Here is a 25290-nt window from a genome sequence, read left to right on the forward strand (position 1 = left end):
GGCGCGGCACGGTCGCCTGGGACCACACCACCGAGCCGTCGGATGTGGTGTTCAACGAGTTTCTGCCCGCGGTGGCCCGGATGCGCGCGGTGGACCCCGTGACCGCCGAGCTGGTCCGGCTGCGCGGCGCCGCGCAGCACAACTGCCGGCTGTGCAAATCGTTGCGGGAGAGCACCGCACTCGACGCCGGCGGCACGGAGGAGCTGTACGGGGACATCGAGCGTTATGAGGACTCAAGTCGGTTAACCCGCCGCGCTAAAGCAGCGCTGCGCTACACCGATGGGTTAATTTGGACCCCTGCGCACCTCGTCGCCGACGTTGCCGCCGAGGTGCGCTCCGGGTTTTCCGAGGCAGAGGCCGTCGAGCTCACCTTCGACGTCATGCGCAACGCCAGCAACAAGGTCGCCGTGTCGCTGGGCGCCGACGCCCCGCGGGTCGAGCAGGGCACCGAGCGTTACCTGCTCGACGTTGACGGTCAGACGGTCTTCAGCTGACGTCGGCGCGGGGTCGGGAGCCGTGTCATGGCACCATTGGTGCGCATCAGGGGCGGTAGCTCAGTTGGTTAGAGCCGCGGACTCATAATCCGTTGGTCGCGGGTTCGAGCCCCGCCCGCCCCACTTCAGAGGTGTATGACCTCGGCTGATGCGTGCGTTCGTCTTCGGCTGATGCTTGACAGTTACTTCGGCTGATCCTTCACGCTCCCTCCGAGCCTCTTGGAGCTGCGGCGTCGGCATCGGGGCACCGCGGACTGGGTAGTTGTGATCCCGAAGTCACTGCGTGGAATCGACCTTGGTCAACACCATCGCCGCTTCGTTGTACGGAAACAGGCGGTAGAGCATCCCCGATGGTCCCGAAACGAGCGCTGCGCCCTCGGCCTTACTCACAAGACGAGGATTGACCAGCGCGATACTCTTGCCGCGCCTGTGCAATACCGCCTGCCCGCCGGCCAAAACATTCTTCACCCAGTCCGAATGCAGCCCGTACCCGATGAGGACGAGGAAGCCGTCGGGGGTGGGAAAGACCAACAGCGGCGTTCGATAACGCCTGCCCGATTTGCGTCCGACATGTTCGAGCGTCCCTTGGTACGGAAGCCACGGCGTGATCGACCGAGCCGCTGGATTGGTGACTCGACGATTGAATTTGGCGACGACTCTGGGTACCCGCATGGCTCCTCATCCTCAGCGAAGTTCGATCATCGAGGTGCCAACTCATGCGGTCGCGGGCACCAGGGCGCTGATGTCCTCGCCTTGAAGCAGCTTGATCGTCAGATTCAGGTCGAAGTAGTCGGTCCAGCGTGTGATCCTCGCGTCGCCGTCGACGACGAAGGTCCCCATTACGGGGATGGCCGGCTTGCGTCCATCGGGAGTCTGGATGTAGTCCAGGCGTTCGGTGAGCACCACGGAACCTTCGCTGGCGAGGTTCACGATTTCGAAGGCGTAGGCGTCCGGGAACATAGCGAACTGGGCTGCCATGTTCTCCACGATGGCGTCCGGTCCGGTGAAGGCAGGCATTCCCACGTTCTGATAAACGGCGCCTTCGGCAAGCAGGGGACGCAACGCTTCGGCGTCGCGCTGCTCCATCAAGGCGCAGAACTGGCGGACGACTTCGGCCGGCGATGACATGAGTGGAATCCCTTCGGCGAGTGAGTGAATCGACTGCGCGGACTGGAAGATGATGCGGATCTGCCTCTCGACACATCAGTGCTCGTGGATTATCACCCCGCGAATGTTGCGGCCGGCGAGCATGTCGTCGTAGGCCTCATTGATGTCGTTGAGCTTGTACTCGGTGGTGACGGTTTCGTCGAGCAACAGCTTGCCACTTCGATAGAGGCTGATAAGTCGAGGGATATCGGCCCGTGGGTTGGCTTCGCCGTAGAGGCTGCCCAGGAGCCGCTTTTGGAACAGCGTGAACAACGTCAGCGGCAGGGTCGGCGTCACGTCGGACATCGACGCCAGGGCGGTGGCCACCACGGCGCCGCCCTTGCGCACCACGTTGAGTGCGTCGTTGATCATCGCGCCCTCGAGCACGCCTGGCGTGAGGATGGCCGAGTCGGCCATGACTCCCCGCGTGATCTCGCCAACTAACTGGGTTGCTTCCTCCATCGAGGTGGCAAAGTGAGTGGCCCCGAACTGAAACGCTTTGTCGCGCTTGCTCGGCTCGATATCGACCACCACGATTTGCTCCGCCCCCGCCAGGCGCGCGCCCTGAATGGCGCCGCTGCCGATCCCGCCACAGCCGACAACAACGACCACGTCGCCGGGACTGACGTTCGCGGTATTGACGGCCGAACCCCAACCGGTGGTGACGCCGCAGCCGAGCAGACACACGCGCGACAACGGCACATCGTTGTCGATCTTGACCACGGAGGCCTCGGACAACACGCCCCACTGCGCGAAACTGCCGACGCCGGAAAGTGCTCCGATGCCCTGGCCGCGGGCTCGCCGCCGGAAGGTGCCGTCGGCTTGGACCCCCGCAAGAATGGTCGCCCCGAAGTCACAAAGGTTTTGACGCCCCGTAGCGCACCATCGGCAGCGACCGCAGGCCGGCAAAAATGAAGTGACGACGTGGTCTCCCACCGCCACATCGCGCACTTCCGGACCGACCTCTCGAACGACGCCGGCCCCTTCGTGCCCACCGATCAAGGGAAAGCTCACTCCAAACATGTCACCGGTGCGGATGTGGTGATCGGAGTGGCACAATCCGGTGGCTTCGAATTCGACCAGTAGTTCGCCGGATTGCGGCGGATCGAGTTCGATCTCTTCCACCGACCACTTCTCGTTCAGCCCCCACAGGACTGCTCCGTTGGCCTTCATGGCGACTCCTCAACGATATGTATGGCACGCTCCGGACAATTCGCGATCGCATGGTGCGCCCGGTCTTCCCATTCCGGTGGTATGTCCGTGACGGTGACGAAGGCGATCCCGTCGTCGTCGATATCGAACATCTCCGGATATGTTGCGTAACAACGGCTGTGGCCCTGACACATTTCCGCGTCGACACGAAGCTTCATCGTTCAGTCCAATCCGCCCGGTCGGGTCCCGATGACGCCCTGCTCTGTCAGAGACGCTATCGAAGCGGCGTCGAGGCCGAGGAGCTCACTGAGGATGGTCGCGTTGTGCTGACCCAAGGTCGGTGCTGGCGACCGATACCACCCTTGAACGCTGCGGTACTTGAAGGGAAGTGCCGGCACGTGATGTCGTCCCACGACGGGGTGATCGAGACTTTCGAAGAAGCCGCGGGCAGCAAGTTGTGGGTGCATCGAACCGACCCTGGCGTCTGCCAACTCCGCGGCGGGGACGCCGTATTCGATAAGCAACTCGGCGGCGGCCGAGGAATCTTGCCGGCCAGCCCATTGCTCGAGGTGCTTGTCGATCACATCGTGTGCCTCTGCACGCCCCTGGTGGGTGTCCAACGCGGGGTCGTCTGCCCAGTCCGGATTACCCAGCGCCGACTTCAGTAGGCGCCACTGCTCGTCGGTCGCGACCGAAATGGCCAGCCATCGCTCCGTTCCCGCGCACTCGTAAAGCCCTTGTGGGGCGGCGTCAGGGCTGCGATTCCCTCGACGCGATATCAGGTTGCCGTATGCGGTGAATTCGACGACCTGCTCAGCGGCTGCGTTGAGCGCGGCCTCAACCATCGAAACTTCGATGAACGACCCGCGTCCGGTTTGATCCCGATGGCGGAGGCCGGCGAGCATGGCGAATGCGGAGTGCATTCCCGCCAGCGGGTCGCATGGGCCGCGGGGGATTCGCGGCTGGTCGTACTCGTGGCCGGTCACCCACGCCATCCCGGTCATCTGTTCCATCGTCTGCGCGAAGCCCACGTTGTTGCGCCATGGTCCGTCGAGCCCGAATGCGGGCATTCGAACCATAAGTATTCGGGGGTTGAGCTCGCTGATGGTCTCCCATGTGATGCCGAAATTTTCGAAGACGCGTGGCGAGAAATTTTCAACCAGGATGTCGGAGCACTTGACGAGTCGGAAGAAGATCTCCCGCCCTTCGTCAGAGGCAAGGTCGAGGGTGAGTCCGCGCTTGTTGGCGTTGGTCGCCAGGTACATCCCCGACCGCTCCCACCACTGAGCCTGATCGGCGAACGCCGCGGCCGCCATGCGTGCGCCGTCAGGGTGGGCGGTCGACTCCAGGTGAATGACCTCGGCGCCCAGTGCGGCGAGAATGTGGGTGGAGGAGGGGCCGGCCCACCACGCGGTAGCGTCGAGGATTCTCACGCCATCCAGAGGAAGTGCCGTTGCGTGGTCGGTAGTGACCGCAATCCTGTTGTGCTCGGGCACTTCTGATGATTCGTCAAGCGCAGGAGCGCCGGAGGTGGGGGCGGGTCGCTGACCATTTATCCGATAGGGCGGCAAGGGGTGCGTGAAGCTGCCGTCGGCGTAGGTGCCCCACACGCCGCGCGCCGCGAACTGCGGGTGGTCCAACACGGTCTGGCCATTGTTGACCGGCGAGACTGGGATCCGCAGATCGGAGGCCAACGCGACGATTTCGTCCGTAGAATTTTGCGTCGTCCATTCCCGCACAAATCGATTCCACTCCTCCCGGCGTTCCCAGCGCGTCGTTGCGAGTGCCCATGCCGGGTCGTCGTCGAGCAGGTCCAATCGGCCGATCATCGCGAGGAACGACTCGAATTGCTGGCGCGTGTTGGTGTTGAAGCCCACCCATCCGTCCGCGGTCGGTTCGATGGAAGGGATTTCGACCTGTCGGGCGGGAACGGTCAAAGGGGGACGACCGGCCAGCTCGTGGTAGATGTCGGCGAATCCGCTGGCGCTGAGGTGACAAGCCTCCAGCAGCGAGCAGTCGATGATTTCGCCTGGTCCGCCGAGTTGAGCCCGACGGAGTGCGCCTAGCGCCCCGACGGCGGCATAACTGGCCATCACCCATTCGAATACTCGACCACCCGCCTGAATGGGCGGCTGGTCCGGACGGCCTCGTAACGCCAGGGTGCCGCTCTCGGCCTGGATCGTGAATTCCGTTGAGGGCCGGTCCCGGTAGGGTCCGGTCAACCCGTATGGAGTCAACGCCACGATCACCAGGTGTGGTGCGTGTCGTAGGAGGGCCTCGCGGTCGAGAGCATCCGGGCCGAGAGAATCGACGAACACATCCGCGGAAACGATCAAAGCCTCGAGGTCGGGCAGCGAAGTGCCAACGACTGAGCGCTTGCCGGCGTTCAAGAATTTGAACAGCGCGTCGGCGTCGCTTTGATCGCCAAACGTTCTGCGGCGGAAAGGATCCCCGTCCGGCGCTTCTATCTTTATGACCTCCGCTTCGAGGTCGGCGAACAACTTGGTGCAGTACGGGCCGGTGATTTCCGTCGCCCACTCGACAACACGAACCCCACGCAGAGCGTTCATCGCCGGGGCGCTCTCCGCGTCAATGTTCTCGGGAGCGAGTTACTCGCACCGATGAGTGCACACGCCACCCTCTGTCCTCACGCTCGTGCCGATCGAGCAGGGTGCTCTGCATCCGCTTGGCTGCGGCCTGGCTGGCAACGACGCTAGCGACGGCAAAGCTCGGCTGTCAAGTGTGACTCGATAACCGTGGCCGGAGTTGAATTTGTCCGAGCGTTTAGTCGGCCGCGCGCACCTTCGCGGGCCGTTGGGCCCGTCCGCCTCGCTTGGTGGGCGCCTTGCCCTCCGATGTGCTTACGCCTTTCGCGAGAATGCGCGAACCCAGTTCTATCTGTGCGCGGATGTCCGGCTCACCGGTACCGAACCAGCGTGGTCCGAGGCTCGTCGTGAAAATAATGAAGTTAGCCAGGAGCTCGGCGAACAGGTCGGCGTCGACGTCGGCCCTGATCTGCCCCGCGGCTTGATAGTGGCGAACGCCTTCGGCGATAACGGCTGTACGGCGTGCGTGGTTGGGTTGCAGCACGCGCAGCGAGAAGTCCGGGTCCGATAACGCCCGACCGGAAATGTCCCAGCCGGGAACACCGCTGTCCCGGTCATCGATTCGTAGTCTGGCAAAGAAAAGCTGCTCGATATAGTCCTCGAAGCGCGCCGGCAGGTTCGCCACGACTTGCTCTTCTGCCTCACTGACGAGGTCGGCGATCTGTCGAGAAACAACTTGCTCGAAAATGCCCCGCTTGTCCCCGAAGTAGTGGAAAAGCATCGCCTCCGAGCAGTCGGCCCGACGGGCGATTTCCTTTGTCGCCGCGGCCGCGTATCCCGCTTCGGCAAAGACCTCGGCAGCCGCTTCAAGGAGGGCTCGTTGTTTGCCGTCCTTGTCGCGAACTCGCCGCCGTGCGCCTGTGGTCATCACACATACCTTAGCGAGCAGCCCTCAACCGGGAAGAAGCTTGCTCGTGCGTCGCATGCCGCATCGCCCGTTTTGGGGGATCCACCCTTCCGGCGCGCGCCGTTATCGAGTGCGACTTGACTCCGCGTAGTCGACGACTTACTGTGCTGCGAAAGCAAGTTTGGCGTGTGCGAGAAATCCGAGGGCCGGTGCAGATGGCACATGGACGGTGGCGCGACAACGGTGTCGCCAGCATGTTGACGCCCCGCATGCCTCGTTCCGGCGTCGGAAAGAACTGCACATGGTGAGCAAATCGCCGGAGGAACACGCCCGGAACCTCGACCTTCGTCATGAGGATTTCAACGACCAAGAATTCCTCTACGAGGTCTACAGGGTGATGCGGGAGAGTGGACCGTTCAGCCACCAGGATGTCCCATTCCTGGGTCCGACGCCCGGGGGCGCGTGGGTCGCCACCCGCTATGACGAGTGCTACGAGATTTTGCGGGATTGGCGCAGCTTTTCCAGCAAGCCCCTTGGGCTGGAGGGCAACCCGATGTCGTTCGGCGACATCGTGATTACCTTGGATCCGCCACGGCAGCAGCAGCTTCGCAAAGTTCTCAACCCGTATTTCTCTCCTGGCCGGATGAAGGATTTGGAGCCCCAGGTGCGCGCGGTCACGGACGGGCTGATCGACAACTTCATCGAATTGGGCCGCGGGGATCTCGCCGACGTCGCCTGGCAGCAACCTGGCATCGTGTTCTTCCGGTATCTGCTCGGTATGCCCGTTGAGGACGTGCCGCTTTACATCGAGACGGCCGACATCGCGATCAATGGCGAGAGCGCAGAGGTCCGAAACGGATCGATGACGAACCTCTACCTCCGCGTACGCGACGAGATCGACAAACGTCGTAGTGAACCGCCGCGTGACGACCTCATCGATGTCCTGCTTGCCGCCGAGATTGACGGCGAGAAATTGAGCTTCGACGACGTGGTTGCGAATGTGATGCTGCTGGTGCAAGCGGGGCTCGAAACAACCTCTAGTGCAATGTCGTTCGCCTTCTTCTACCTGGGCACCCACGCCGCAGAGCGTGACCGGCTCGTGCGCGAAGCGGGGCTGATGCCCACGGCAATAGAGGAATTCATCCGGTTCGCGGGTTCGGTTCACGGACTTCATCGTTCCGTCGCCGAAGGGGTCGAACTAAGCGGCCACAAGTTCTGCCCCGGCGAGACGGTCGTCGTGAACTACGCGGCCGCCAACCGCGACGCGCGCGAGTTCGACGAGCCGAACAAGTGCATTCTCGACCGGCAGACAAACCGCCACCTCGGGTTCGGAGCCGGCGTCCATCGCTGTCTGGGCTCCAATCTCGCCCGACTCGAGTTTCGGGTGGGCGTCGAACAGACCCTGAATCGGATACCCGACTACGCCATCCCGCCGGGGGCAAAAGTCGATTTCCACGGGAACTCGGTCACCCGCGGCTATCGTGCCCTGCCCGTCGTCTTCACGCCGGGCGCCCGCGTCGCCCAGTGAGGGGTGCGGCGCAGCCCACATCGGCTCGTAGACAGCGTCCTAGCGAAATCAGGGAGGAACCCGTGGACAAGCAAGATCTGCAATGGATGATCTCCGTCGATGACCACATCATCGAGCCGCCGAACCTGTGGGTCGACCGCGCATCGGCCGCCGACCGCGATCGGGTGCCACATGTCGAGCGCATCGACGGCGTCGATACGTGGGTCTACGAGCAAGCGCGCGCGTCGGTCCTTGGCATCCTGGTCGCGGCTCACCAAAGGCCGGCCGAGTATTCGCCGCTGCCAGTGAATTACGACGATATGCCCCGCGCATACTTCGACCCAGTGGCCCGCATCGCCGACATGGACGAGGATCATGTGATCGCGGGATTGAACTTTCCGTTCTTCCCCCGGTTCTGTGGCCAGATGTTCGCCCACCTCGGTGACCGCGACCTGGGTCTCAAGTGCGTGCGCGCGTACAACGACTTCGTCATCGATGAGTGGTGCGCGGCGGCACCCGGTCGCTACATCCCCATGGTCATCATTCCGTTGTGGGACACCCGACTGGCCGTCGAGGAGACGCTACGGTGCGCGGGCAAGGGCGCCAAAGCCATTGCCTTCTCGGAGAACCTGCACCCGTTGGGATTTCCGTCCATCCACTCGGGGGCATGGGACGACTTCTTCGCGGTGGTGAACGAGACGAAGATGCCGCTGTGCACGCACATCGGCTCGTCGTCGGTTAGTCCCACTACGTCGCCTGACGCACCTTTCGGGGTTCAGGCGGTCAACATCAACCTCAATCTCGCGAACTCAACCACGGATTGGCTGTTCTCGGGCAAGCTGCAGAAGTACCCCGACCTGAAGATCGTGCTGGCCGAGGGCGGCATCGGCTGGATCCCCTACCTCATCGAGCGTGCCGAACATGTCGCCGCCGATTACCAGTACCTGCGCGCCAACAACTGGGCGGTTGACCCGGCCACGATGCGCTTGACCCCGGTGCCCACCGACCCCGAGATTTTTCCGGAGTCCCCGCGCCAGCTCTTCCGCGACCACATGTACGGCTGCTTCATTGAGGATGACTTTGGGGCGGCTAACCTCGACTCCATCGGCGTCGACAACGTGATGATTGAAACGGATTATCCGCACACCGACAGCCTCTGGCCCAACTCGCTTCAGGCCGCCCACAAAGCACTCGACGGCCGATCCGACCTCGACAAGTACAAAGTGCTGCAGGGTAATGCCCGCCGGGTCTTCGACTTTGAGCCCGCCCCGTACCCGGCGGCGACGTAGTCGGCACCCAACGGATTCGTTCGATGCGGGAGTACCAAAGCTTTATCGACGGTAGGTGGTCGAGCGACAACGCGGTCGGCGTCATCGACGTCATCGATCCGGCCACCGAGGAGTTGATCGGACGAGTCGTCGACGGTGGACCAAAGCAGGCGGCCATGGCGATCGAGGCCGCCCGGCGGGCCTTCGACGACGGGCCGTGGCCGTGGATGTCCGTCCGGGAGCGGGCGAATATCATCAAGCGGTTCGCCGAAATACTCGACGAGCGCCAAGCGGAACTTCGAGAGCTAGTAATCGCCGAGATCGGCTCGACCGGCTTCATCACCGACCTGGTTCAGGTTGGCGGCGCCATCGAGGCGGCCCACTACTACGGCGAGTTCGTCGAACACGATGTGACGTGGGTGGAAACACCGGGCGGGCCAAGGGTTTCGGCGACCGGCCTGGGCGGCGTGACGGTGGTCCGCGAACCGGTGGGGGTGGTCGGAGTCATTACCCCGTTCAATTTTCCGTTCTCGATCAACATTCAGAAGTGCCTGGCCGCGCTGGCCGTCGGCTGCACCGTGGTGCTCAAGCCCCACCCGTGGACTCCGATGAACGCCCTGGAGCTGGCCAAGGTTGGTGAGGAAGCCGGCCTCCCGCCCGGAGTGTTCAACATCGTTGTGGGCGGTGCCGATGTGGGGGAGGAGCTGTGTACCCACCCAGGCGTAGACATGATTGGATTCACCGGTTCGACTGCGACGGGTCGACGCATCCGTGAACTATCGGCGGCCACGATGAAACGCGCACAGCTGGAACTCGGCGGGAAAAGCGCGCACATCGTTCTTGACGATGTCACCGAAAGTGATGTCGCGGGAATAGGGTTCGGACAGGTCCTGATGCATGCCGGACAGGCGTGCACGGTCACATCGCGACTTCTGTTGCCCGAGTGGTTGCTCGACGCGTACGTCGATGGCTTGAAAGCGATGGCGCCGATGATCACCGTCGGGGATCCGCGTGATCCCGCCACTGTCGTCGGTCCGCTTATCAGGGATCAACAGCGCCAGCGAGTCGAGGCCTTCGTCGAGTCGGGACTGCAGGAAGGCGCGCGGTTGGTGGTGGGCGGCAAGCGGCCCGAACATCTCGAACGCGGCTTCTACTACGAACCGACGGCATTTGTCGACTGCCGTAGCGACATGCGCGTGTGCCAGGAGGAGGTTTTCGGTCCTGTGCTGGCGGTGATGACCTATCGCTCGGAAGACGAAGCCATCCACATCGCGAACGACTCCATCTATGGTCTGGCAGGTCTGGTGATGACCCGCAACGCCGCAAAGGGTTTCAACGTCGCGAGGCAGGTCAGAACAGGCACCATCATGGTGCAGACCGTCGCACCCGGCGCCGACCTTGGAGCTAACCCGGGTGACGGGCAGGGCCCCGGCTGGTCTCTACCGGCGCGTGGGATGTTCAACGGCGGAGGGCCGTTCGGCGGCTTCAAACAAAGTGGACTCGGCCGAGAGCAGGGGCGCTGGGGCTTCGAGGAATACACCGAGCTGAAATCGATCACCATGATGTAGCGGGGAAAGGTGGCGTGATGGAGCTTCTCAGGGACGTCCGAGTCCTCGAAGTGTCATTGTTCTCCGCGGATGCACTGGGCGGCCATCTGGCCGACCTCGGCGCAGAGGTGATCAAGGTGGAGCCGCCTGGCGGCGGGGGTTTCCGCGGTTCGGTGGTTGCCGGCGGCGAGCTGCAGGACACGCAGTGGAACCGCGGCAAGAAGAGTGTCGCGATAAATCTGAAAACGACTGAGGGGCAAGCCGCGTTTCGCCGCCTGGCCGCGACGTCGGCGGTGGTGATCGACGGGCTGCGCTACGGAACCGCGCACCGGCTCGGCTTCGGCTACGACGACATCGTCGCCGTCAATCCGACGATTGTCTACTGCGTCCTCAACGGCATGGGCAGCTACGGGCCCTACACCCGCTTACCCACACACGGGCTGTCCTTCGACTGTTTCGCCGGCTTAAGCCCGCCGATCATCGATGCGGATGGAACGCCACGGCTTTCGGGCGCCGCGACAGGGACGACGGGTGTTCTCGCCGGACCTCTGTACGCAGCGATGGGCGTTCTCGCCGCGCTGCACGCCGCCGGGCGCGATGGCACGCCGCAGTACGTCGAAGTAGCGCAGGTCGATGCGGCGATCAATTGGAACTTTCAGCACCTCACGGCGTTGGCGAACGGTCGACCGGCCTACGGCGAGGGAATCCGCGCTTCGCTTCGCTACCAGTACTACGCCACGAGCGACGGCAACTACGTGGTGTTCAACGCCCTGGAGGACAAGTTCTGGCTGAGATTCTGCGAGTCACTCGACCGGATGGACCTCTACGAACCGGGGCGCCAGAAGCCGGGAGAGGATGTCGGGGCAGAGGCCCGGCTGCGCGAGGAGTTAACAGCAATCTTTGCGAGCCGCACCCGCAAGGAATGGACCGACTTCTTCATCGCGACCGATATCGCAGGGGCGCCAGCATTTTTGGGAGCAGACCTGTTCGACGACGACCACGCGAAGGCTCGCCGACTCGTCTACGAGCAGGCTCAGCCGGACGGGACGTCGCAGCGATTGATTGGGACGTGCATCAAGACAAAACCCGACGAACGATTTGCACCGCCAGCAGCGCCGCACGTCGGGCAGCATACGGAAGAGTTACTCGGCACCCTGGCGGGCTACGACGCGGCCGGAATGGAGCGGCTTCGGTCGTCGGGCGCGATCTGAACACCGGCGGATGCGGGTTCGAGCCCCGCACGCCCACAACCCGCCTGTATGGCCGGAGCAATCTGCCGGCACGACGTCGACGTCCCGCAGACTGTTGACATGGACGAGTTTCTCGGACCGCCGTGCCCCTGCGGCAGCGGCGATGGTTATCGCGCTTGTTGCGGGCTGTTTCACTGTGGGGAGTTGGAGGCGCGAACGGCCGAGGAACTGATGAGGTCGAGGTATTCGGCATTCGCCTACGGTGACGTCGACTATCTGTTCCGCACGTGGCACCCGCGCACGAGGCCGGACGAGGTGAGCGTTGACCCGAACATCACCTGGACCGGTCTGGAGGTGGTCGACACCGCCGCGGGTGGCCCGGACGACGATTCTGGCGAAGTGGAATTCACGGCCCGGTTCGAGTCCGTGGCCCGCGCCGGCAGCCTGCATGAGCGCAGTCGCTTCGAACGCCGGGCCGGCCGATGGTTCTACCTCGACGCAGTCAGGGAAGATCCGTAGCCGCGTTTCGCGTTCAGACGCTTGAAGGCACACCCCTAACAGGAACGAGGAGCCCACCATGGCCGCAGATTTGCCTGCAACTGCCCTAGAGCTGCGTTCGCTGGTGACGTCTGATGGCGCGCTCGAACTCTCGCTGCACGAGGTGCCGGTTCCCGCCCCCGGCGACAACGAGGTGCTGGTGCGAGTGGAAGCCTCGCCGATCAACCCGTCCGACTTGGGACTACTTGTTGCGAGCGCGGACATGACCAAGGCGACGGTCGGGGGCACCCCGGAGCGTCCCGTGGTCACCGCCCCGGTCGGAGAGGCCGCCCTAAAAGGGATGTCGGCGCGACTCGACAAGTCGCTTCCGGTAGGTAACGAGGGCGCAGGCACCGTGGTGGCGGCGGGGTCGTCGGACCCAGCCCAGGCCCTCATCGGACGGAAGGTGGCGATCGCGGGCGGCGCGATGTACTCGCAATACCGGGCGATCGACGCTTCCGCATGTCTGGTCCTGCCCGAAGGCGCCACGGCCAGAGACGGCGCATCGTCGTTCGTCAACCCGATGACGGCCCTCGGAATGACGGAAACCATGCGCCGCGAAGGGCATTCCGCCCTCGTGCACACCGCCGCGGCGTCGAACCTCGGCCAGATGCTGGTCAAGCTCTGCCAGAAAGACGGGATACCTCTGGTCAACATCGTCCGCAAGCCGGAGCAAGAGAAGCTGCTGCGCTCGCTCGGCGCAACGTATGTCCTCAACTCGGCGTCGCCGTCGTTCTCCGCAGACCTCGTCGAGGCCCTTAAAGCCACATCCGCGACGCTTGCGTTCGACGCCACGGGCGGCGGATCGCTGGCAAGCCAGATCCTCAACGGCATGGAAGAGGCGGCCAACGCGACCGCGGCCGAGTACTCGCGTTACGGTTCGAGCGTCCACAAGCAGGTGTACATCTACGGCGCGCTGGACACCAGTCCCACTGTGCTCACGAGGAACTTCGGGATGGCCTGGGGCGTCGGAGGGTGGCTGTTGACCCCATTCCTGCAGAGCATTGATGCCGAGACCTTCGGCCGGCTGCGCGCCCGGGTGGCCGCGGAGCTCACCACGACGTTCGCGAGTAGCTACACCCGTGAGGTGTCACTCGCCGGCATGCTCGACCCCGACGCGTTCAACGAGTACGTCAGGCGAGCGACCGGAGAGAAGTTCCTCGTGACTCCGCACGCGCTGGCCTAGTCGCGTCAGACCTGGCTGGTGACAAACGGCAGCGTCTCTTGGCCTGCCAAGGCTATGAAGTTGTATATCGGCGTCGTGTCGTAGGTGTAGTGCGATGCGTTGGGCCCTGCCGCCAAGAACATTCCGCCGTTGTAGATCGCTTCTGTGATCGAGATGATCTCCTCGACCGACGTGGTCGGGTTCACCAGCTTCAGCGCGTCGCGCAGGATCGCGAAAATATTTGGGCTGTTTGCATTTTGGACGATGTTGTAGATCTGCGTCTCGATTACGCCGGGGCCTGCCTCGTCCGTCCACGGGTCGGGACCGACAGGCGCATCCGCGTAGATATCGTTGCCGATTCCTATCGTGTTCACGAAATCGCCCCAGAAGTGCCTGACCGGCGTGAGCAGGTGTGGCGCGACGTCGGCCGGCATCATGCACGCCGGACCGGAAACGCCGCCGGTGACAACCCCGTCCACCTCGGCCGGCATCGGCCATCCGGCGAACTGGTTGCCTGACGCGAATCCCGGCAGCCGGAGGGGATTTCCCCAAACACCCACCGCGACAATGCGGTTCGCGATCTGCGGATTCAGCCACGCTATCGTGTGCAGGAATTGGCAGACGACGATCGCGCCCTGTGAATACCCAAGCAGGATGATGGAATTCTCCGGATACGACGGCACGCCCTCCGGTGGATTGATCTGCGTGCAAAGCCTATTCAGCTCGGCGACGCCCGCGTCCACGCTCGGGCCCATGGGGAACACGCTGGCCGGATAGTTGCCGACCGGCTGCCAGTAGAACAGATCGGGACGCGCGGCCGCTAGTGCGGAAGCTACGCCGGCGGGTTGCGGTGGCGTGGTGTTCCACATGTCCACACCGGTACCCGATACGGTCATCACTATGTGTGGCATCGATGCACCTTTCACTTGTTCGGAAATATGAACCAGCGCTCAAAGGTGGCCTTGCGATGGGTCTTACGAGGAACTTCTCTAGATCGTTGAGCTGGTCGTTGACCAGCGCGTTCACGGGAATCACCACGACGGACCTACGCCGTGACCGGTATTTCCCACACTACTCGGCCGGCGATCCGCGCGACGTGAGCGATCGATTCGCCCGGCCCGGGGCCGGCGTCTAGCGGGCGCTACTTCGGCAGAGGCCGCGGCCCAGACACCCAACCTCAAAAGCCGCGCTTGGCGGCCCGCACCGCGGCGACGATATCGTCATCCCCGCCGAAGTCGACGCGGACGGCATTGCGGCCGAACGCGAACAGCAGCAGCTCCAGCGGTTCGCCCGTTACCGTGACCGGCGAACCGCTGCCGACCGCCGCGACCGTCTGGCCGTCGGGGGTGCGCAGCGTCACCCGCGCGCGCACCGCGGTGATCGACTTCGACATCCCGGCCCGGCTGATTATCGCGACGCGCCGCTTCACCGCCGCGCGCGTACCCGCATCGAATTCCCTTGGTTCCCAGCCAGTCTGCGCACGGCGGACGTCCTCATGGTGGACGAACATCTCGTGGATGCTTGCTACCGGGTCGAGAACCTTGAACAGGGAAAGCACTGGAGGGCCCGATGCGAACAGTTCGACCAGGTCCTCCCACGTCGTCGAGGTGGCCAGTCGGGTCTGCATGCGTGCGGTGTAGGAAGCCAGTGGCCCGAACACGAGGCCAGGCAACGCGTCGGGCCTGCGCTCGCGCACCACGAGGTGCGCGACCAGGTCGCGGGTCGTCCAGCCCTCGCACAGGGTGGGGGCGTCCGGTCCCACTGCGCGCAGGGTTTCAACGAGGGCGCCGCGTTCGCGTTGGACTACTGACATACCCACACGATAGGTGTGTGGGTCAGGCGTTGCGGCGAGTGACGACGTCGACCATTGATCCCACCTCATGCGGGTCCTTGCCGAGGGTTGCGCTTATGTTGTGGGAGTGGCAGCTCGCGCCGTCCTGGTTACCCCGCTGTCGGGCCCGCTGGCCAGATTCGGGAAAGCAGGGGCGAGCGCCCTTGCTCTGTGGGCCGAGCTTTCCGGAGTAAGCCTGGAGGTCGTCGATGCCCACCCCTCCGCGGCGTCCGCGATACGGGCGGCCGAGGCTAGCCGGCCCGACGTAGTGTTCGGGCCCTACGGTTCGGGAACCGCGCTCGCGGCCGCCGCCGCGAGCAACGGGGTCATCTGGAACCACGGTGGCGCCACCGCCCGGCTGGTGCGTCCGGCGTATCCGCGTGTCGTCAACGTGACGACTCCCGCGTTCCGCTACCTTGCCGCAGTGCTCGAAACCCTTGTCGCCGACGGCCTTGGGGAGGGGTCGCAGGTGGTGGTAATGCACGTCGACACGGGGTTCGGCCGCGAGGTCGCCGAAGGGGCGGCGATGGCTGCCCGGCGATTGGGTCTCGTGCGGCGGTCGGTCAGTTTTCGGACGGGCCGGGCGAGAGACGTGCTGGCGCAGATCCCTGCGGGCGATGTGCTGTTATCGGCCGGTTCCTTCGACGACGATGTCGTCATCGCGCAGTGGAACAGCGAACGCCGCTGGCGCGCAGTTGGATTGGTTGCGGCCGGAGTCGATGAGCTGCGGCACGTTATCGGTAATCGCGTTGAGGGACTTTACGGACCGTGCCAATGGTTCGACGACGGGACAGATGATCCCGCGGACGGACCCTCCAGCGAGTGGTTCCGCCAGCGCTACCGGCACGCGAACGGCGTTGAGCCGCCCTATCCGGCTGCTGCGGCCTTCGCCGCGGGGGTCGTTTGGCGGCGCTGCGTGAAGGAAGCCGGAACTGTTGAGTCCTTGCCGGTGCTGACCGCGTCGCAACGACTCGATACCACCACCTTGTTCGGCCGGTTCCGTGTCGACCCGGTCACCGGCGCGCAAGCCGGGCATCAGATTCGCGTCGTTCAGTGGCAAGACGGACAGCGTGTGTTGGTCGATCGACCACCACCCTCGCGTTAGATCCGTCGGGCCTTCGAAATCCCCTGGCGCACAGCCCTTGCGCGGCCGGCGGTCACCAGAGGTTGGTGGCCTTTCAGGTCGCGAACGTGATCCGGCGGGCTGTCACGGGTTCAGCCTTGCCCTTGAGGTCGAGCGTGACGACCTCACCCCCGTCGACGGACGCGATGCGCGACGGCGTCGGACATGACGATCTCGCCGCCCGCTGCAACGCTTTGCAGCCGCGACGCGGTGTTCACGACGTCGCCGATCGCGGTGAAGTCGCGGATCTCGCCCTCGCCGACGATCCCGACATACGCTGCGCTCGACATCGAGACCGATGCCCACCTCCAGCTGCGGCCCCGCGCGAGTGCCGTAGCCCTGGGCTCGCAATATCGCGCGAGCGTCGCCCACCATCGAATCGACATAGCGCCCGTCGGACGTCAGCGGCGCGAAGTAGAGGCCCATCACGGCATCGCCGATGAGTTTGTCGACGATGCCGTGCTGGACGATCACCTGCGTCAGTTTCGAGTAGAAGCGATTGAGGATCGCGACCATTTCGCCGGGTGGCAAGGTCTCCGCCAGCGCAGTCGAGTTGCGGACGTCCGCGAAGAGAACCCCGATCTGTAGCGTCACACCGCCCGTGGGTGACTTCTCGAAACAGGCTTCACACCAGCGCGGGTTCTTCCGCGAAGGGTTTTTGCCCACGCGTCGCATCAGCCAGCCGCCGACTCCCGTATACGGGCTGCCGCAGGCCTCACATCGCGGGGAAGACGGAAGCCGGGAGAGCATTCGTATGCCGCGTCGCACCCTGGCGTGCCCGAAGTATTCGAAAAAGCGCGCCCATTCGTCCGCGTCGGCCTGCGCGCCTTCGGGGCGCGGCGGCGTGCGCTCGTTCGGCATCCCTCAGTTTCGCACCGCCTGACCGATATCGGGCGTGATCAGCGACGAGTTGCCCGTGTGCCGTTACGGGGTTTCGGCCATCACTTCCAGAAGTCGTTCATGGGTTGGGCGTACATGTCGTTGACGGTAAGCGGTCCCAAAGCTCCCGGCGAAGGACTTAACGCGTCTTCGATGGTGGCCATCAGGCTGTACTGGTCGTAGTGGGTGTTTGTGACGAAGTGGCCGGACTGCATCGCTCCGGTCGCGGCGTTCACGGCGGCCGCGTTCGGGATGACGATCATCGGGACGTTGTTGCCTTGGTTTCCGATGCCCAGCGACAGGTTGTTGTAGTCCTCGTCGAACGTGATGATGATGACGTCCTTTTGCCCCGGGTCGATCCACGTCTGCGAGCTCTGAATGGTGGACACCTGTTGCTGGACGAACTGGTCACCGGCCGCGATGTTGTACTGGTGTGTCGTGAGCTGGCTGCCCACGAAGTTCAGAGCGCCCGTCGGAAAATCGACGGGGCCTTCCATGTTGTTGTTCTCGTTGGCGGCTATCCACGCGAATTTCGGTGCACTGCTCGGGGTTTGAAGATCATGACTCAAATTCCCCAGCGGAAGCAGGTGAGTCGTTAGGTAGACGGGGTCGGGGTTGGCGTAGACGTAGTTGAACATCGCGAACGGTAATTCGTCGACGGCGTAGTCACCCGAGTCGACGATGGTGCCGGGGGCGGGCATGCTCTGCGCGTAACCGGCCCACTTGACGCCCGCAGTATCCATTTTTGCCATGAGGTTGTTGTCCCCGAAGATGACGTTCGGCGGTGGGTTGACGTCGATGCCGTAGTCCGTTCCACCCAGGATCCGGAAGTAGTTGGGGTCGCTGGGATGGCTGAGCGCGTAGTAGTTGTTCGCGTACCCGTAGCTGTTGATCAGGGCGTTGATGTACGGAGCGTTGGGGCTGCCGAGAATGTCGCCGGCGCCGTGGTTCTCCATGTAGATCAGGAACACGTGGTCCAGCTGGCCGACGTGGGACGTCGGTGTGGTGAGCGTCGGCGCGGTGAGGTTCGGATCGCCGACGGTGAACGACAGGTTGTCGGCGAAGGCGTTGTTGTAGTTGCCGAGGACGGGGTTGTGGTCGGCGAAGGTCGCGGTCACGACGGCTTTGGTGGTGCCCACCGGAATCGTCCCGGAGACATCCCGTGCCTGGAACCCGGTGATTCCCAGCCGATCCAGCGAGGTGACCGACGTGGTCGTCCCGGTGCCCAGAACCGCCCCGCTGTTGTTGAGGAAGGTGACCTTCAGTGAGGCCGACGACGGGTCCCCCAGGTAGCCGCCGAGCATTCCACTCAGCGTGTACGGCGTTGTGCCGGTGTTGATCTTGCCGGCCGCCGCGCTCAGGTCGACGACCTGGCTCATGGTCGACGTGGCCACGGGCCCGCCGCCGCCGAAATTGCTGCCGCCGCCCGGGGGCGCGCTGCCGGGGAAGCCCAGGAAACCCGGCAGGTCCGGAATGGAGAACGGTCCCGGGTAGCCGCGCGGGGTGCCGTAGGCGATGATCGTCGGCGTGCCGGTCACCGTCCAGCCCGGAATGGTCACGCCGCTGTAGCCCGATCCGGACGGGTCGGCCGTTTCGAAGCCGGGGTTGACCAACAGGTTGGGGCTCATCGGTAACCCGGGAATCCCGTTGCGGCCAAGCAACGTTCCGCCGGCCCCCACCGTGCCGGGGCCGCCCAACAGCCCCGCGCCTGCGTTGCCGCCATTGCCGCCGTTGCCGCCGACGCCGACCAGGAAGGAACTGCCGCCGCCACCGCCGCTTCCGCCGCTGAAACCCGAAGTCGGGGCGACGTCCGCGCCGGCCGCGCCGGGACCGCCGTTGCCCACCAGCGACCCGCCGCTCCCGCCGTGGCCGCCGTCCCCGCCGGGGCCCGCCGCGGCGAATCCGCCCTGCCCGCCGGCCCCTCCGGAGCCCACGAATCCGGCGCCGCCGCCGGCCCCGCCCTGTCCGCCGGGATTTGGACCGACGGCCGCCCCCGAAGTCCCGCCGGCGCCACCGGCACCGCCGGAGCCCACCCAGCCCGCGGTGGCGCCGACTCCGCCGGGGCCACCGACGCCGTTAATGCTGGATCCGCCGGTTCCACCGGACCCGCCGGTGCCCGACAGCGCGCCACCCGCCCCGCCGGACCCGCCGGCCCCGCCGGCGTTGAACGAGCTGGAACCGCCGTCGCCGCCCGCTCCGCCGGGACCGAATAGCGGGCCGCCGCGGCCGCCGGGTCCGCCGACCCCGCCGGCCGAGTTGATGGACGCTCCGCCGACCCCGCCGTCGCCGCCGCCGGCGCCGAACAGCCCGCCCAGCGGCCCGCCGTTCCCGCCGGCCCCGCCCGCGCCGGGTCGCAGACTGCTGCTCAACTGACCGGTTAACCCGCCGGGGCCACCGACCCCGCCGGAGCCCAACAACCCGCCGGCCCCGCCCGGCAGTCCGTTTGCGCCGGAGCCGCCGGCCCCGCCGTCGCCGAGCAACCATCCGCCGGGCGCCCCGCTGGCCCCGCTGCCCGCGGCGCCGGCGGCGCCGTTGCCCATCAGTGCGCGTCCGGTCAGGGCCACGCTGGGAGCGTTGATCACGTTGAGCACCGCCGCCGGCATCAAAACCCCGTTCGCGCCGGCGGCGCCGGTGCCGCCGGCCGGTGCACCAAGCCCGCCGGTCCCGCCGGACCCGCCAATGCCGAGCAGCACCGCCCTACCGCCGGCCCCGCCGACCCCGCCGGCAAAACCGGTGAAGCCCTGTGCGCCGGCCCCGCCGGCACCGCCGTCGCCGGCCAGCAGGGCGCCGGCGCCGCCGACCCCGCCGGCCCCGCCGGCTCCGGCGGACGCGAACCCGCCAGCCCCGCCGGTCCCGCCGAAACCGATCAGGCCGGTGTCGCCGCCGGCCCCGCCGTGGCCGCCGGTGCCGATGCCGAAGTTGTTGCCGCCGGAGCCGCCCGAGCCGCCGGATCCCAGAAGCCACCCGGAGTGGCCGCCCGTACCGCCGGCCCCGCCGTCGCCGCCGAAGCTGGTGCCGCCGACACCGCCGGGACCGCCGTTACCTACCAGCAGGGCACCGGCGCCGCCGTGTCCACCGGCCCCGCCGGCCCCGGTGCTGCCCACCCCGCCGGTGCCGCCGCCACCACCGGCGCCGACCAGCATGCCGCCGGCTCCGCCGGCACCGCCCGTACCGCCGATGTCCCCGGCTCCGCCGACCCCGCCGGCGCCGCCGCCTGCTCCGAACAGCCCGCCGAGCAGCCCGCCGGCGCCGCCGGTCCCACCGACTCCGCCGGTCCCGGCCGACGAGAACCCGCCGACCCCGCCGGGGCCGCCGGCGCCGAACAATCCGCCGGCCCCGCCGGTCCCACCGGTGCCGGCGACCCCGAAGGTGGCGAAGCCGCCGGTCCCGCCGGCCCCGCCGGTCCCCAATATCAACCCGCCATGCCCGCCCGGACCGCCGGCCGCGCCGGCACCGCCGGCCCCGCCGGCGCCACCCGTGCCGATCAGCCCCGCGGGCCCGCCGGCCCCGCCGGGGCTACCGGCCGCGCCGGACCCGCCGGCGCCGCCAGAGCCGAGCAACCACCCGCCGGCCCCGCCGGTGCCGCTGGTCCCGGGGGCGGCGTTGGCGCCGTTGCCGATCAGCGGCCGGCCGCTAAATGTCAGTGAGTAGGCATTGAACGTGTCCAGCAGGTTGCGCTCCACCGCCTGCAGGCCGGGGAGCTGCAGAATCGCCGCACTGGTGGCCTCGGCGGTCGCGTAGGTGCCGGCGCCGCCGTTCAGGGCCTGCATGAACTGCTGCTGAAACGCGACCGCCTGGGCGCCCAGCGTCTGATACGTCTGCGCGTAGGTGCCGAACAGCCGCGCAATCGCGGCCGATACCTCGTCGGCGGCCGCCGGGGCAATCCCCGTGGTCGACGGCGCCCACGACGCGGTGGCCTCTTTGATCGCCTCCCCGATTCCGCTCAAATCCGCCGACGCCGCGGCTAATGCCTCCGGTGCTGCGATCACGAAACTCGACATCTGCGGCTCCCCTCAAGTTCATCGGGGCGACTCGAACCGGCAACTGTATTTAACAAGACCCAGGCTGTATAGCCCAGACATTTCGGTATATGGAGGCGCTCCGACTCGAACTTCAGGTCGCTGCGATGACCGCTCGACGCGGCCCTACTAGCCCGCCGCGTGCGCCAGATCGATGGCGTACTGGCTCACGAAGGTTCCGGCGGGCGGATCACCTTTGTCGCATGTTCCGTCGGATTCTCCGGGACGTTTGATCCACAGGTACGCGTCGGCGTGCCCGCCCGCGGTGGCGGTGGTCGGGGGAGTGCCCAGTCCTCGGCCGCTGGGGTTGCACCAGTTGAGCCCGGAGTCGGGCGCCGGCCCGGCGCCGTTGCGCGACGTGTCGATCACGTAGTGCGAGCCGTTCGTGAGCCCCGAAATGGCTTCGCCGTAACCGATTTCGTCGCCGGTGGTGTAGAAGTTGGCGGTGTTGAGGCTGAAACCCCGCGCGCGGGCGACGTCGACCTTGTTGAGCCGGGCGGCCATGTCCTCGGCGCTGTGCCAGCGCAAGTGACCACCGTCGACGTACACGGCCGTGGCCGGATTGCGGGTCAGCGTGTCGACGGCGTAGCGAATCAAGTCGTAGCGTTCCTGCCGCTGGTCGCCCGACAGGCAGTCGGCCATGGCGAGCGCATCGGGCTCGAGGATGATCGCCGTCCGCGTCCCACCCACCTGGGATGCGATCGCGTCGATCCAGCCGCGGTAGTCGTCGGCCGTCGCCATGCCGCCCGCGGCGAAGCTGCCGCAGTCGCGGTGCGGGATCCCATAGACCGCCAGGACCGGGATGGCGCCGGAAGCCGCGGCATCGCCCGTGTATTTCGCGACCGTCGATGCCGACGAGCCCGGGACGATCCAGTACGCCTGCGGCGTGTTGGCGATGGCGGTCAACTCTGGACTCGGCGGGTCGGCATGCTGTGCCGCGCGCATGGCCGCCGAGTTGGGATTGACGTAGAACGGCATGCCGGCCAACGGATTGGCGTCATCGGCCAAGCGCACCGCGGAGGCGGGACCGACGTGCACCGGGTTGGCCAGAAACGCCGCAACGGTCAGAAAAGGGGCGACCCATCGCGCCACTGCGCCAGTTGCTGAGAACGTCACCCCAGGAAATTAGCAGCATGCGACGCCGATCGCGGACGTAGGTGATGGCGCGATCCGTGCGCCTGGTCGCCGGAGAGGCCGCGCGCCCAGACCGAAATGATCGGGCCGAGGCAAACCGTAGGGTTTCGGGGCCCGCGCTGGCATCGTGGCGATTCGTGCGGGTGTGGCTGAGTGGTTAGGCAGCGGCCTGCAAAGCCGTATACACGGGTTCGAATCCCGTCACTCGCTCCGTAGAGGCCGCCGTGGGGAGCGTCTTAACCGCGGTTAAGGGCCAGCGTTTGGCCGAAACGTCTATTCGCTGGCCCTGGTGATATGCGGCTGAAAATGGCCTCGCGCGTGACGCCCGGTGCGAGGAAAGCCGTTGGACGACAACGACTCGGAGGAATTTTAGGCCGAGGCGCGGGGGTTCTGCGCTACAGGCGGTCGCCGCGATTTGCGAAGCGCGACTCCAGCGCGGGTACCTCCAACGAACCCAATGGTCGGCGAATGGCCCGGATGGGACAATCTCATTCGTGAGGGCCGACATTGTGCGACAACGAGCCGGGAACGCGTCGGCCTAAAACCTAACCGTATGTCGAAAACGTCCCATGGAACTCATCCCCTGGTCGTGACCCTGGACGGTCACGCCGGGATTCCGCGCGAGATCCTCGGCAACAAGGGATACGGCATCGATGCGATGCGGCGGCAAGGTTTGCCGGTGCCGCCGGCGTTTTGCATCGGCACTGAGGTGTGTTCAAAATTCTTTGCCGACCCCGAGCGTTGCCTCGACGACATCTGGGACGACGTGCACGAGAAGATGCGCTGGCTTGAGCGCGAGACGTCGCGGACGTTTGGGCGCGGCCCGCGGCCGATGCTGGTGAGCGTTCGTAGCGGTGCTGCGCAGTCGATGCCCGGGATGATGGACACGGTGCTCGACCTGGGCATCGACGACGCGGTCGAAGACGCACTCGCGCGCGCCGCATCCTCGGAATTCGCGCGCGACACCCGTGACCGATTCGTCAAAATGTATCGGCGCATCGTGTTGAGCGGCGACGAGCACGGCGAGGTGCCCGCCGATCCGTGGGCACAGCTGCGGGGAGCGATCGAAGCCGTTTTCGGGTCATGGAACAGCCCGCGGGCCATCAGCTACCGTGCGCATCACGGCCTGGCCGACGACGCCGGCACCGCGGTCGTCGTGCAGGCCATGGTGTTCGGCAACCTGGGGCGCGACTCGGGCGCCGGGGTCTTGTTCTCGCGCAATCCGATTACGGGAGCCAACGAGCCGTTCGGTGAGTGGCTGGCCAATGGCCAGGGGGAGGACGTCGTCTCGGGCAACATGGACGTCGAACCCATCGACGCGCTGCGCGAAGAACAACCGATCGCCTACGAACAGCTCATCGCGTCGGCCCGCACACTGGAACGATTCGGTGCCGACGTCCAGGACATCGAGTTCACCGTCGAGGAGGGCAAACTGTGGCTGCTGCAAACCCGGGCCGCCGAGCGGTCCGCTCCGGCCGCCGTGCGCCTGGCCCTGCAGTTGCGCCACGAAGGCCTGATCGATGACGCGGAGGCGTTGCGTCGGGTGACTCCCGACCACATCGAGACGCTGCTGGCGCCCTCCCTGCACCCCGAAACACGTTTAGCAGCAACGCTATTGGCGAACGGCCTGCCAGCATCTCCGGGCGTGGCGTCGGGGAAGGCCTACACCGATATCGACGAAGCGATCGATGCCGCCGATGCAGGCGAAGACGTCATCTTGGTCCGAACCTCGACGAGCCCCGACGACGTGCAGGGAATGCTGGCGGCCCAGGGCATCGTCACCGAAATAGGTGGTGCCACATCGCATGCCGCGGTGGTCAGCCGAGAGATAGGCCGGCCGGCTGTGGTGGGATGCGGCGCCGGGGTCGCGGCGGCCAAGGCGGGCAGGCTGATCACCGTCGACGGCGGCGAAGGCGAAGTGCGCGCGGGCGTCCTGGAACGCACCGCGTGGTCAGAGACCGACTCGCCGGACCTGGCCGAGCTCGCCGAGATCGCCCGCCGCATCAGTCCGATTCGCGCCCATGCCAGCGGCAACTATCACGCGCTTGCCGATGCGTCCCCGACCGCGGTGGCCGACGCGCTGGCGGCCGGTCATGCCGACGTCACGTCACCACGTCCGCTGACCACGATGCTGATCGCGCTGCGACTGAAGGAGGACATGAAGGGACTCACGAATGTCTGAGTTGACTGTGTTGCAGGCCGTCCGACTCAAAGGCCGTACCAGCGAAGCGGATCTCGTCGCCACTCTCGACGAAGCACCCGCCGAGGTCGCGGCGACGGTAGCGCAGTTGACCTCGGACGGGCTGCTCGTCGCGGGGAAGGCTATTCGGATCAGCCCGGAGGGACGCGAGCGGCTCAACGCCATGCTGGCAGAGGAGCGTTCGGGTATTGACCGCAACGCCTTGGCCGCGTCGTACGGCGATTTCCGTGCCATCAACAACGAATTCAAAGCGCTGGTATCGGACTGGCAGATCAGGGACGGTCAACCCAATTCACACGACGATGCCGAATACGACGCCGTGATCCTCGACCGTCTCGACAGCGTGCATCAGCGGGTGTTGCCCGTCATCGCCAGCGTCGCCGCCCTGCTTCCCCGGCTCGGCATCTACGCGGCAAAACTGAACTCGGCCCTGGAAAAGATCAAGGCCGGCGACACGGCTTGGCTCGCACGACCGATCATCGATTCCTACCACACGGTCTGGTTCGAACTGCACGAAGAGCTGATTGTTGCCTCGGGCCTCACCCGCGAGGCGGAAGCCAGAGCCGGGCACGCGACTTAAGCTGTGCCGCAGATATTCTGAGTTCGCACCTCGGGTTTTCGGCCGAGGCGTCGAACCTACCAGAG

Annotated in this window: 21 protein-coding genes, 2 tRNA genes and 2 pseudogenes; 13 read left to right on the top strand and 12 right to left on the bottom strand. The window is 65.8% G+C overall.

What is annotated here, in order from left to right; genetic code table 11:
- Window positions 1-494, top strand: a pseudogene (locus A9X00_RS05405) (carboxymuconolactone decarboxylase family protein); the annotation flags it as partial.
- Between the two features lie 49 nt (window positions 495-543).
- Window positions 544-617 (top strand) — tRNA-Ile (locus A9X00_RS05410).
- Between the two features lie 153 nt (window positions 618-770).
- Here the strand turns inward: A9X00_RS05410 and A9X00_RS05415 are convergent.
- From A9X00_RS05415 to A9X00_RS05440, 6 genes are all read right to left on the bottom strand, one after another.
- Window positions 771-1166, bottom strand: coding sequence for a nitroreductase family deazaflavin-dependent oxidoreductase (locus A9X00_RS05415; protein WP_067150140.1), 396 nt, complete (start codon window positions 1164-1166; stop codon window positions 771-773).
- Window positions 1167-1208: 42 nt separating this feature from the next.
- On the bottom strand, window positions 1209-1622 hold the full coding sequence (locus A9X00_RS05420; protein ID WP_067150143.1) for a limonene-1,2-epoxide hydrolase family protein: 414 nt from the start codon (window positions 1620-1622) through the stop codon (window positions 1209-1211).
- 75 nt (window positions 1623-1697) lie between these two features.
- On the bottom strand, window positions 1698-2813 hold the full coding sequence (locus tag A9X00_RS05425; RefSeq protein ID WP_067150146.1) for an NDMA-dependent alcohol dehydrogenase: 1116 nt from the start codon (window positions 2811-2813) through the stop codon (window positions 1698-1700).
- Complete coding sequence (locus A9X00_RS05430) at window positions 2810-3010, bottom strand: ferredoxin (RefSeq protein ID WP_067150149.1); 201 nt, start codon at window positions 3008-3010, stop codon at window positions 2810-2812. The genes A9X00_RS05425 and A9X00_RS05430 overlap by 4 nt, the downstream gene beginning before the upstream one ends.
- A 3-nt stretch (window positions 3011-3013) precedes the next feature.
- Window positions 3014-5362 (bottom strand): CaiB/BaiF CoA-transferase family protein, encoded by a 2349-nt coding sequence (locus A9X00_RS05435; RefSeq protein ID WP_067150152.1) that lies wholly within the window; start codon window positions 5360-5362, stop codon window positions 3014-3016.
- Between the two features lie 214 nt (window positions 5363-5576).
- Window positions 5577-6266, bottom strand: a complete 690-nt coding sequence (locus A9X00_RS05440; RefSeq protein ID WP_067150154.1) for a TetR/AcrR family transcriptional regulator — start codon at window positions 6264-6266, stop codon at window positions 5577-5579.
- Between the two features lie 280 nt (window positions 6267-6546).
- Here A9X00_RS05440 and A9X00_RS05445 point away from each other — a divergent pair, with 280 nt between their 5' ends.
- From A9X00_RS05445 to A9X00_RS05470, 6 genes are all read left to right on the top strand, one after another.
- Window positions 6547-7773, top strand: a complete 1227-nt coding sequence (locus A9X00_RS05445) for a cytochrome P450 (protein WP_197515062.1) — start codon at window positions 6547-6549, stop codon at window positions 7771-7773.
- Window positions 7770-9041 carry an amidohydrolase family protein gene (locus tag A9X00_RS05450; protein ID WP_232006682.1) on the top strand — a complete coding sequence of 424 codons (1272 nt, stop codon included), beginning with the start codon at window positions 7770-7772 and terminating at the stop codon, window positions 9039-9041. Before A9X00_RS05445 ends, A9X00_RS05450 begins: the two co-directional genes overlap by 4 nt.
- 23 nt (window positions 9042-9064) lie before the next feature.
- On the top strand, window positions 9065-10588 hold the full coding sequence (locus A9X00_RS05455) for an aldehyde dehydrogenase family protein (RefSeq protein ID WP_067150157.1): 1524 nt from the start codon (window positions 9065-9067) through the stop codon (window positions 10586-10588).
- A 17-nt stretch (window positions 10589-10605) separates the two neighbouring features.
- Complete coding sequence (locus A9X00_RS05460) at window positions 10606-11778, top strand: CaiB/BaiF CoA-transferase family protein (RefSeq protein ID WP_067150161.1); 1173 nt, start codon at window positions 10606-10608, stop codon at window positions 11776-11778.
- Window positions 11779-11877: 99 nt separating this feature from the next.
- A complete protein-coding gene (locus A9X00_RS05465; protein ID WP_067150164.1) occupies window positions 11878-12276 on the top strand; it encodes a YchJ family protein in 399 nt (132 codons plus the stop codon).
- Between the two features lie 58 nt (window positions 12277-12334).
- Window positions 12335-13480 carry a zinc-binding dehydrogenase gene (locus A9X00_RS05470; protein ID WP_067150167.1) on the top strand — a complete coding sequence of 382 codons (1146 nt, stop codon included), beginning with the start codon at window positions 12335-12337 and terminating at the stop codon, window positions 13478-13480.
- 5 nt (window positions 13481-13485) lie between these two features.
- Here A9X00_RS05470 and A9X00_RS05475 read toward each other — a convergent pair whose 3' ends face one another.
- Complete coding sequence (locus tag A9X00_RS05475) at window positions 13486-14370, bottom strand: cutinase family protein (protein ID WP_082974699.1); 885 nt, start codon at window positions 14368-14370, stop codon at window positions 13486-13488.
- Between the two features lie 56 nt (window positions 14371-14426).
- Between A9X00_RS05475 and A9X00_RS30555 the strand changes: the two genes are divergently transcribed.
- On the top strand, window positions 14427-14594 hold the full coding sequence (locus A9X00_RS30555) for a hypothetical protein (RefSeq protein ID WP_156771936.1): 168 nt from the start codon (window positions 14427-14429) through the stop codon (window positions 14592-14594).
- Between the two features lie 42 nt (window positions 14595-14636).
- Here A9X00_RS30555 and A9X00_RS05480 read toward each other — a convergent pair whose 3' ends face one another.
- Window positions 14637-15272, bottom strand: a complete 636-nt coding sequence (locus A9X00_RS05480) for a TIGR03085 family metal-binding protein (RefSeq protein WP_067150173.1) — start codon at window positions 15270-15272, stop codon at window positions 14637-14639.
- Window positions 15273-15378: 106 nt separating this feature from the next.
- Between A9X00_RS05480 and A9X00_RS05485 the strand changes: the two genes are divergently transcribed.
- Window positions 15379-16395 (top strand): ABC transporter substrate-binding protein, encoded by a 1017-nt coding sequence (locus A9X00_RS05485; protein ID WP_197515063.1) that lies wholly within the window; start codon window positions 15379-15381, stop codon window positions 16393-16395.
- A gap of 143 nt (window positions 16396-16538) precedes the next feature.
- On the opposite strand, the gene A9X00_RS32695 is transcribed toward A9X00_RS05485, so the two are convergent.
- The 4 genes and pseudogenes from A9X00_RS32695 to A9X00_RS05500 form a co-directional block, all read right to left on the bottom strand.
- Complete coding sequence (locus A9X00_RS32695) at window positions 16539-16799, bottom strand: adenylate/guanylate cyclase domain-containing protein (RefSeq protein ID WP_369830718.1); 261 nt, start codon at window positions 16797-16799, stop codon at window positions 16539-16541.
- Window positions 16800-16878: 79 nt separating this feature from the next.
- A pseudogene (locus tag A9X00_RS32700) lies at window positions 16879-17274 on the bottom strand (adenylate/guanylate cyclase domain-containing protein); the annotation flags it as partial.
- Between the two features lie 80 nt (window positions 17275-17354).
- Window positions 17355-21293, bottom strand: a complete 3939-nt coding sequence (locus A9X00_RS32705; protein WP_067150179.1) for a PE domain-containing protein — start codon at window positions 21291-21293, stop codon at window positions 17355-17357.
- A 147-nt stretch (window positions 21294-21440) separates the two neighbouring features.
- Window positions 21441-22427, bottom strand: a complete 987-nt coding sequence (locus A9X00_RS05500) for a glycoside hydrolase family 6 protein (protein ID WP_067150181.1) — start codon at window positions 22425-22427, stop codon at window positions 21441-21443.
- 157 nt (window positions 22428-22584) lie between these two features.
- Between A9X00_RS05500 and A9X00_RS05505 the strand changes: the two genes are divergently transcribed.
- From A9X00_RS05505 to A9X00_RS05515, 3 genes are all read left to right on the top strand, one after another.
- A tRNA-Cys gene (locus A9X00_RS05505) sits at window positions 22585-22655 on the top strand.
- Between the two features lie 343 nt (window positions 22656-22998).
- Complete coding sequence (locus A9X00_RS05510) at window positions 22999-24627, top strand: pyruvate, phosphate dikinase (protein WP_067150183.1); 1629 nt, start codon at window positions 22999-23001, stop codon at window positions 24625-24627.
- Window positions 24620-25225 (top strand): hypothetical protein, encoded by a 606-nt coding sequence (locus A9X00_RS05515; protein WP_067150186.1) that lies wholly within the window; start codon window positions 24620-24622, stop codon window positions 25223-25225. Before A9X00_RS05510 ends, A9X00_RS05515 begins: the two co-directional genes overlap by 8 nt.
- Window positions 25226-25290: the final 65 nt, after the last annotated feature.

The sequence above is a fragment of the Mycobacterium sp. 1245805.9 genome (genome assembly GCF_001672915.1).
In the GTDB taxonomy this organism is placed as follows: domain Bacteria; phylum Actinomycetota; class Actinomycetes; order Mycobacteriales; family Mycobacteriaceae; genus Mycobacterium.

Excerpts from the sequence above, each read along its gene's own strand:
- A9X00_RS05415 (WP_067150140.1), bottom strand. The coding sequence starts at position 1,166 with ATGCGGGTACCCAGAGTCGTCGCCAAATTCAATCGTCGAGTCACCAAT.
- A9X00_RS05420 (WP_067150143.1), bottom strand. The coding sequence starts at position 1,622 with ATGTCATCGCCGGCCGAAGTCGTCCGCCAGTTCTGCGCCTTGATGGAG.
- A9X00_RS05425 (WP_067150146.1), bottom strand. The coding sequence starts at position 2,813 with ATGAAGGCCAACGGAGCAGTCCTGTGGGGGCTGAACGAGAAGTGGTCG.
- A9X00_RS05430 (WP_067150149.1), bottom strand. The coding sequence starts at position 3,010 with ATGAAGCTTCGTGTCGACGCGGAAATGTGTCAGGGCCACAGCCGTTGT.
- A9X00_RS05435 (WP_067150152.1), bottom strand. The coding sequence starts at position 5,362 with ATGAACGCTCTGCGTGGGGTTCGTGTTGTCGAGTGGGCGACGGAAATC.
- A9X00_RS05440 (WP_067150154.1), bottom strand. The coding sequence starts at position 6,266 with ATGACCACAGGCGCACGGCGGCGAGTTCGCGACAAGGACGGCAAACAA.
- A9X00_RS05445 (WP_197515062.1), top strand. The coding sequence starts at position 6,547 with ATGGTGAGCAAATCGCCGGAGGAACACGCCCGGAACCTCGACCTTCGT.
- A9X00_RS05455 (WP_067150157.1), top strand. The coding sequence starts at position 9,065 with ATGCGGGAGTACCAAAGCTTTATCGACGGTAGGTGGTCGAGCGACAAC.
- A9X00_RS05460 (WP_067150161.1), top strand. The coding sequence starts at position 10,606 with ATGGAGCTTCTCAGGGACGTCCGAGTCCTCGAAGTGTCATTGTTCTCC.
- A9X00_RS05465 (WP_067150164.1), top strand. The coding sequence starts at position 11,878 with ATGGACGAGTTTCTCGGACCGCCGTGCCCCTGCGGCAGCGGCGATGGT.
- A9X00_RS05470 (WP_067150167.1), top strand. The coding sequence starts at position 12,335 with ATGGCCGCAGATTTGCCTGCAACTGCCCTAGAGCTGCGTTCGCTGGTG.
- A9X00_RS05475 (WP_082974699.1), bottom strand. The coding sequence starts at position 14,370 with ATGCCACACATAGTGATGACCGTATCGGGTACCGGTGTGGACATGTGG.
- A9X00_RS30555 (WP_156771936.1), top strand. The coding sequence starts at position 14,427 with ATGGGTCTTACGAGGAACTTCTCTAGATCGTTGAGCTGGTCGTTGACC.
- A9X00_RS05480 (WP_067150173.1), bottom strand. The coding sequence starts at position 15,272 with ATGTCAGTAGTCCAACGCGAACGCGGCGCCCTCGTTGAAACCCTGCGC.
- A9X00_RS32695 (WP_369830718.1), bottom strand. The coding sequence starts at position 16,799 with ATGTCGATTCGATGGTGGGCGACGCTCGCGCGATATTGCGAGCCCAGG.
- A9X00_RS32705 (WP_067150179.1), bottom strand. The coding sequence starts at position 21,293 with ATGTCGAGTTTCGTGATCGCAGCACCGGAGGCATTAGCCGCGGCGTCG.
- A9X00_RS05510 (WP_067150183.1), top strand. The coding sequence starts at position 22,999 with ATGTCGAAAACGTCCCATGGAACTCATCCCCTGGTCGTGACCCTGGAC.
- A9X00_RS05515 (WP_067150186.1), top strand. The coding sequence starts at position 24,620 with ATGTCTGAGTTGACTGTGTTGCAGGCCGTCCGACTCAAAGGCCGTACC.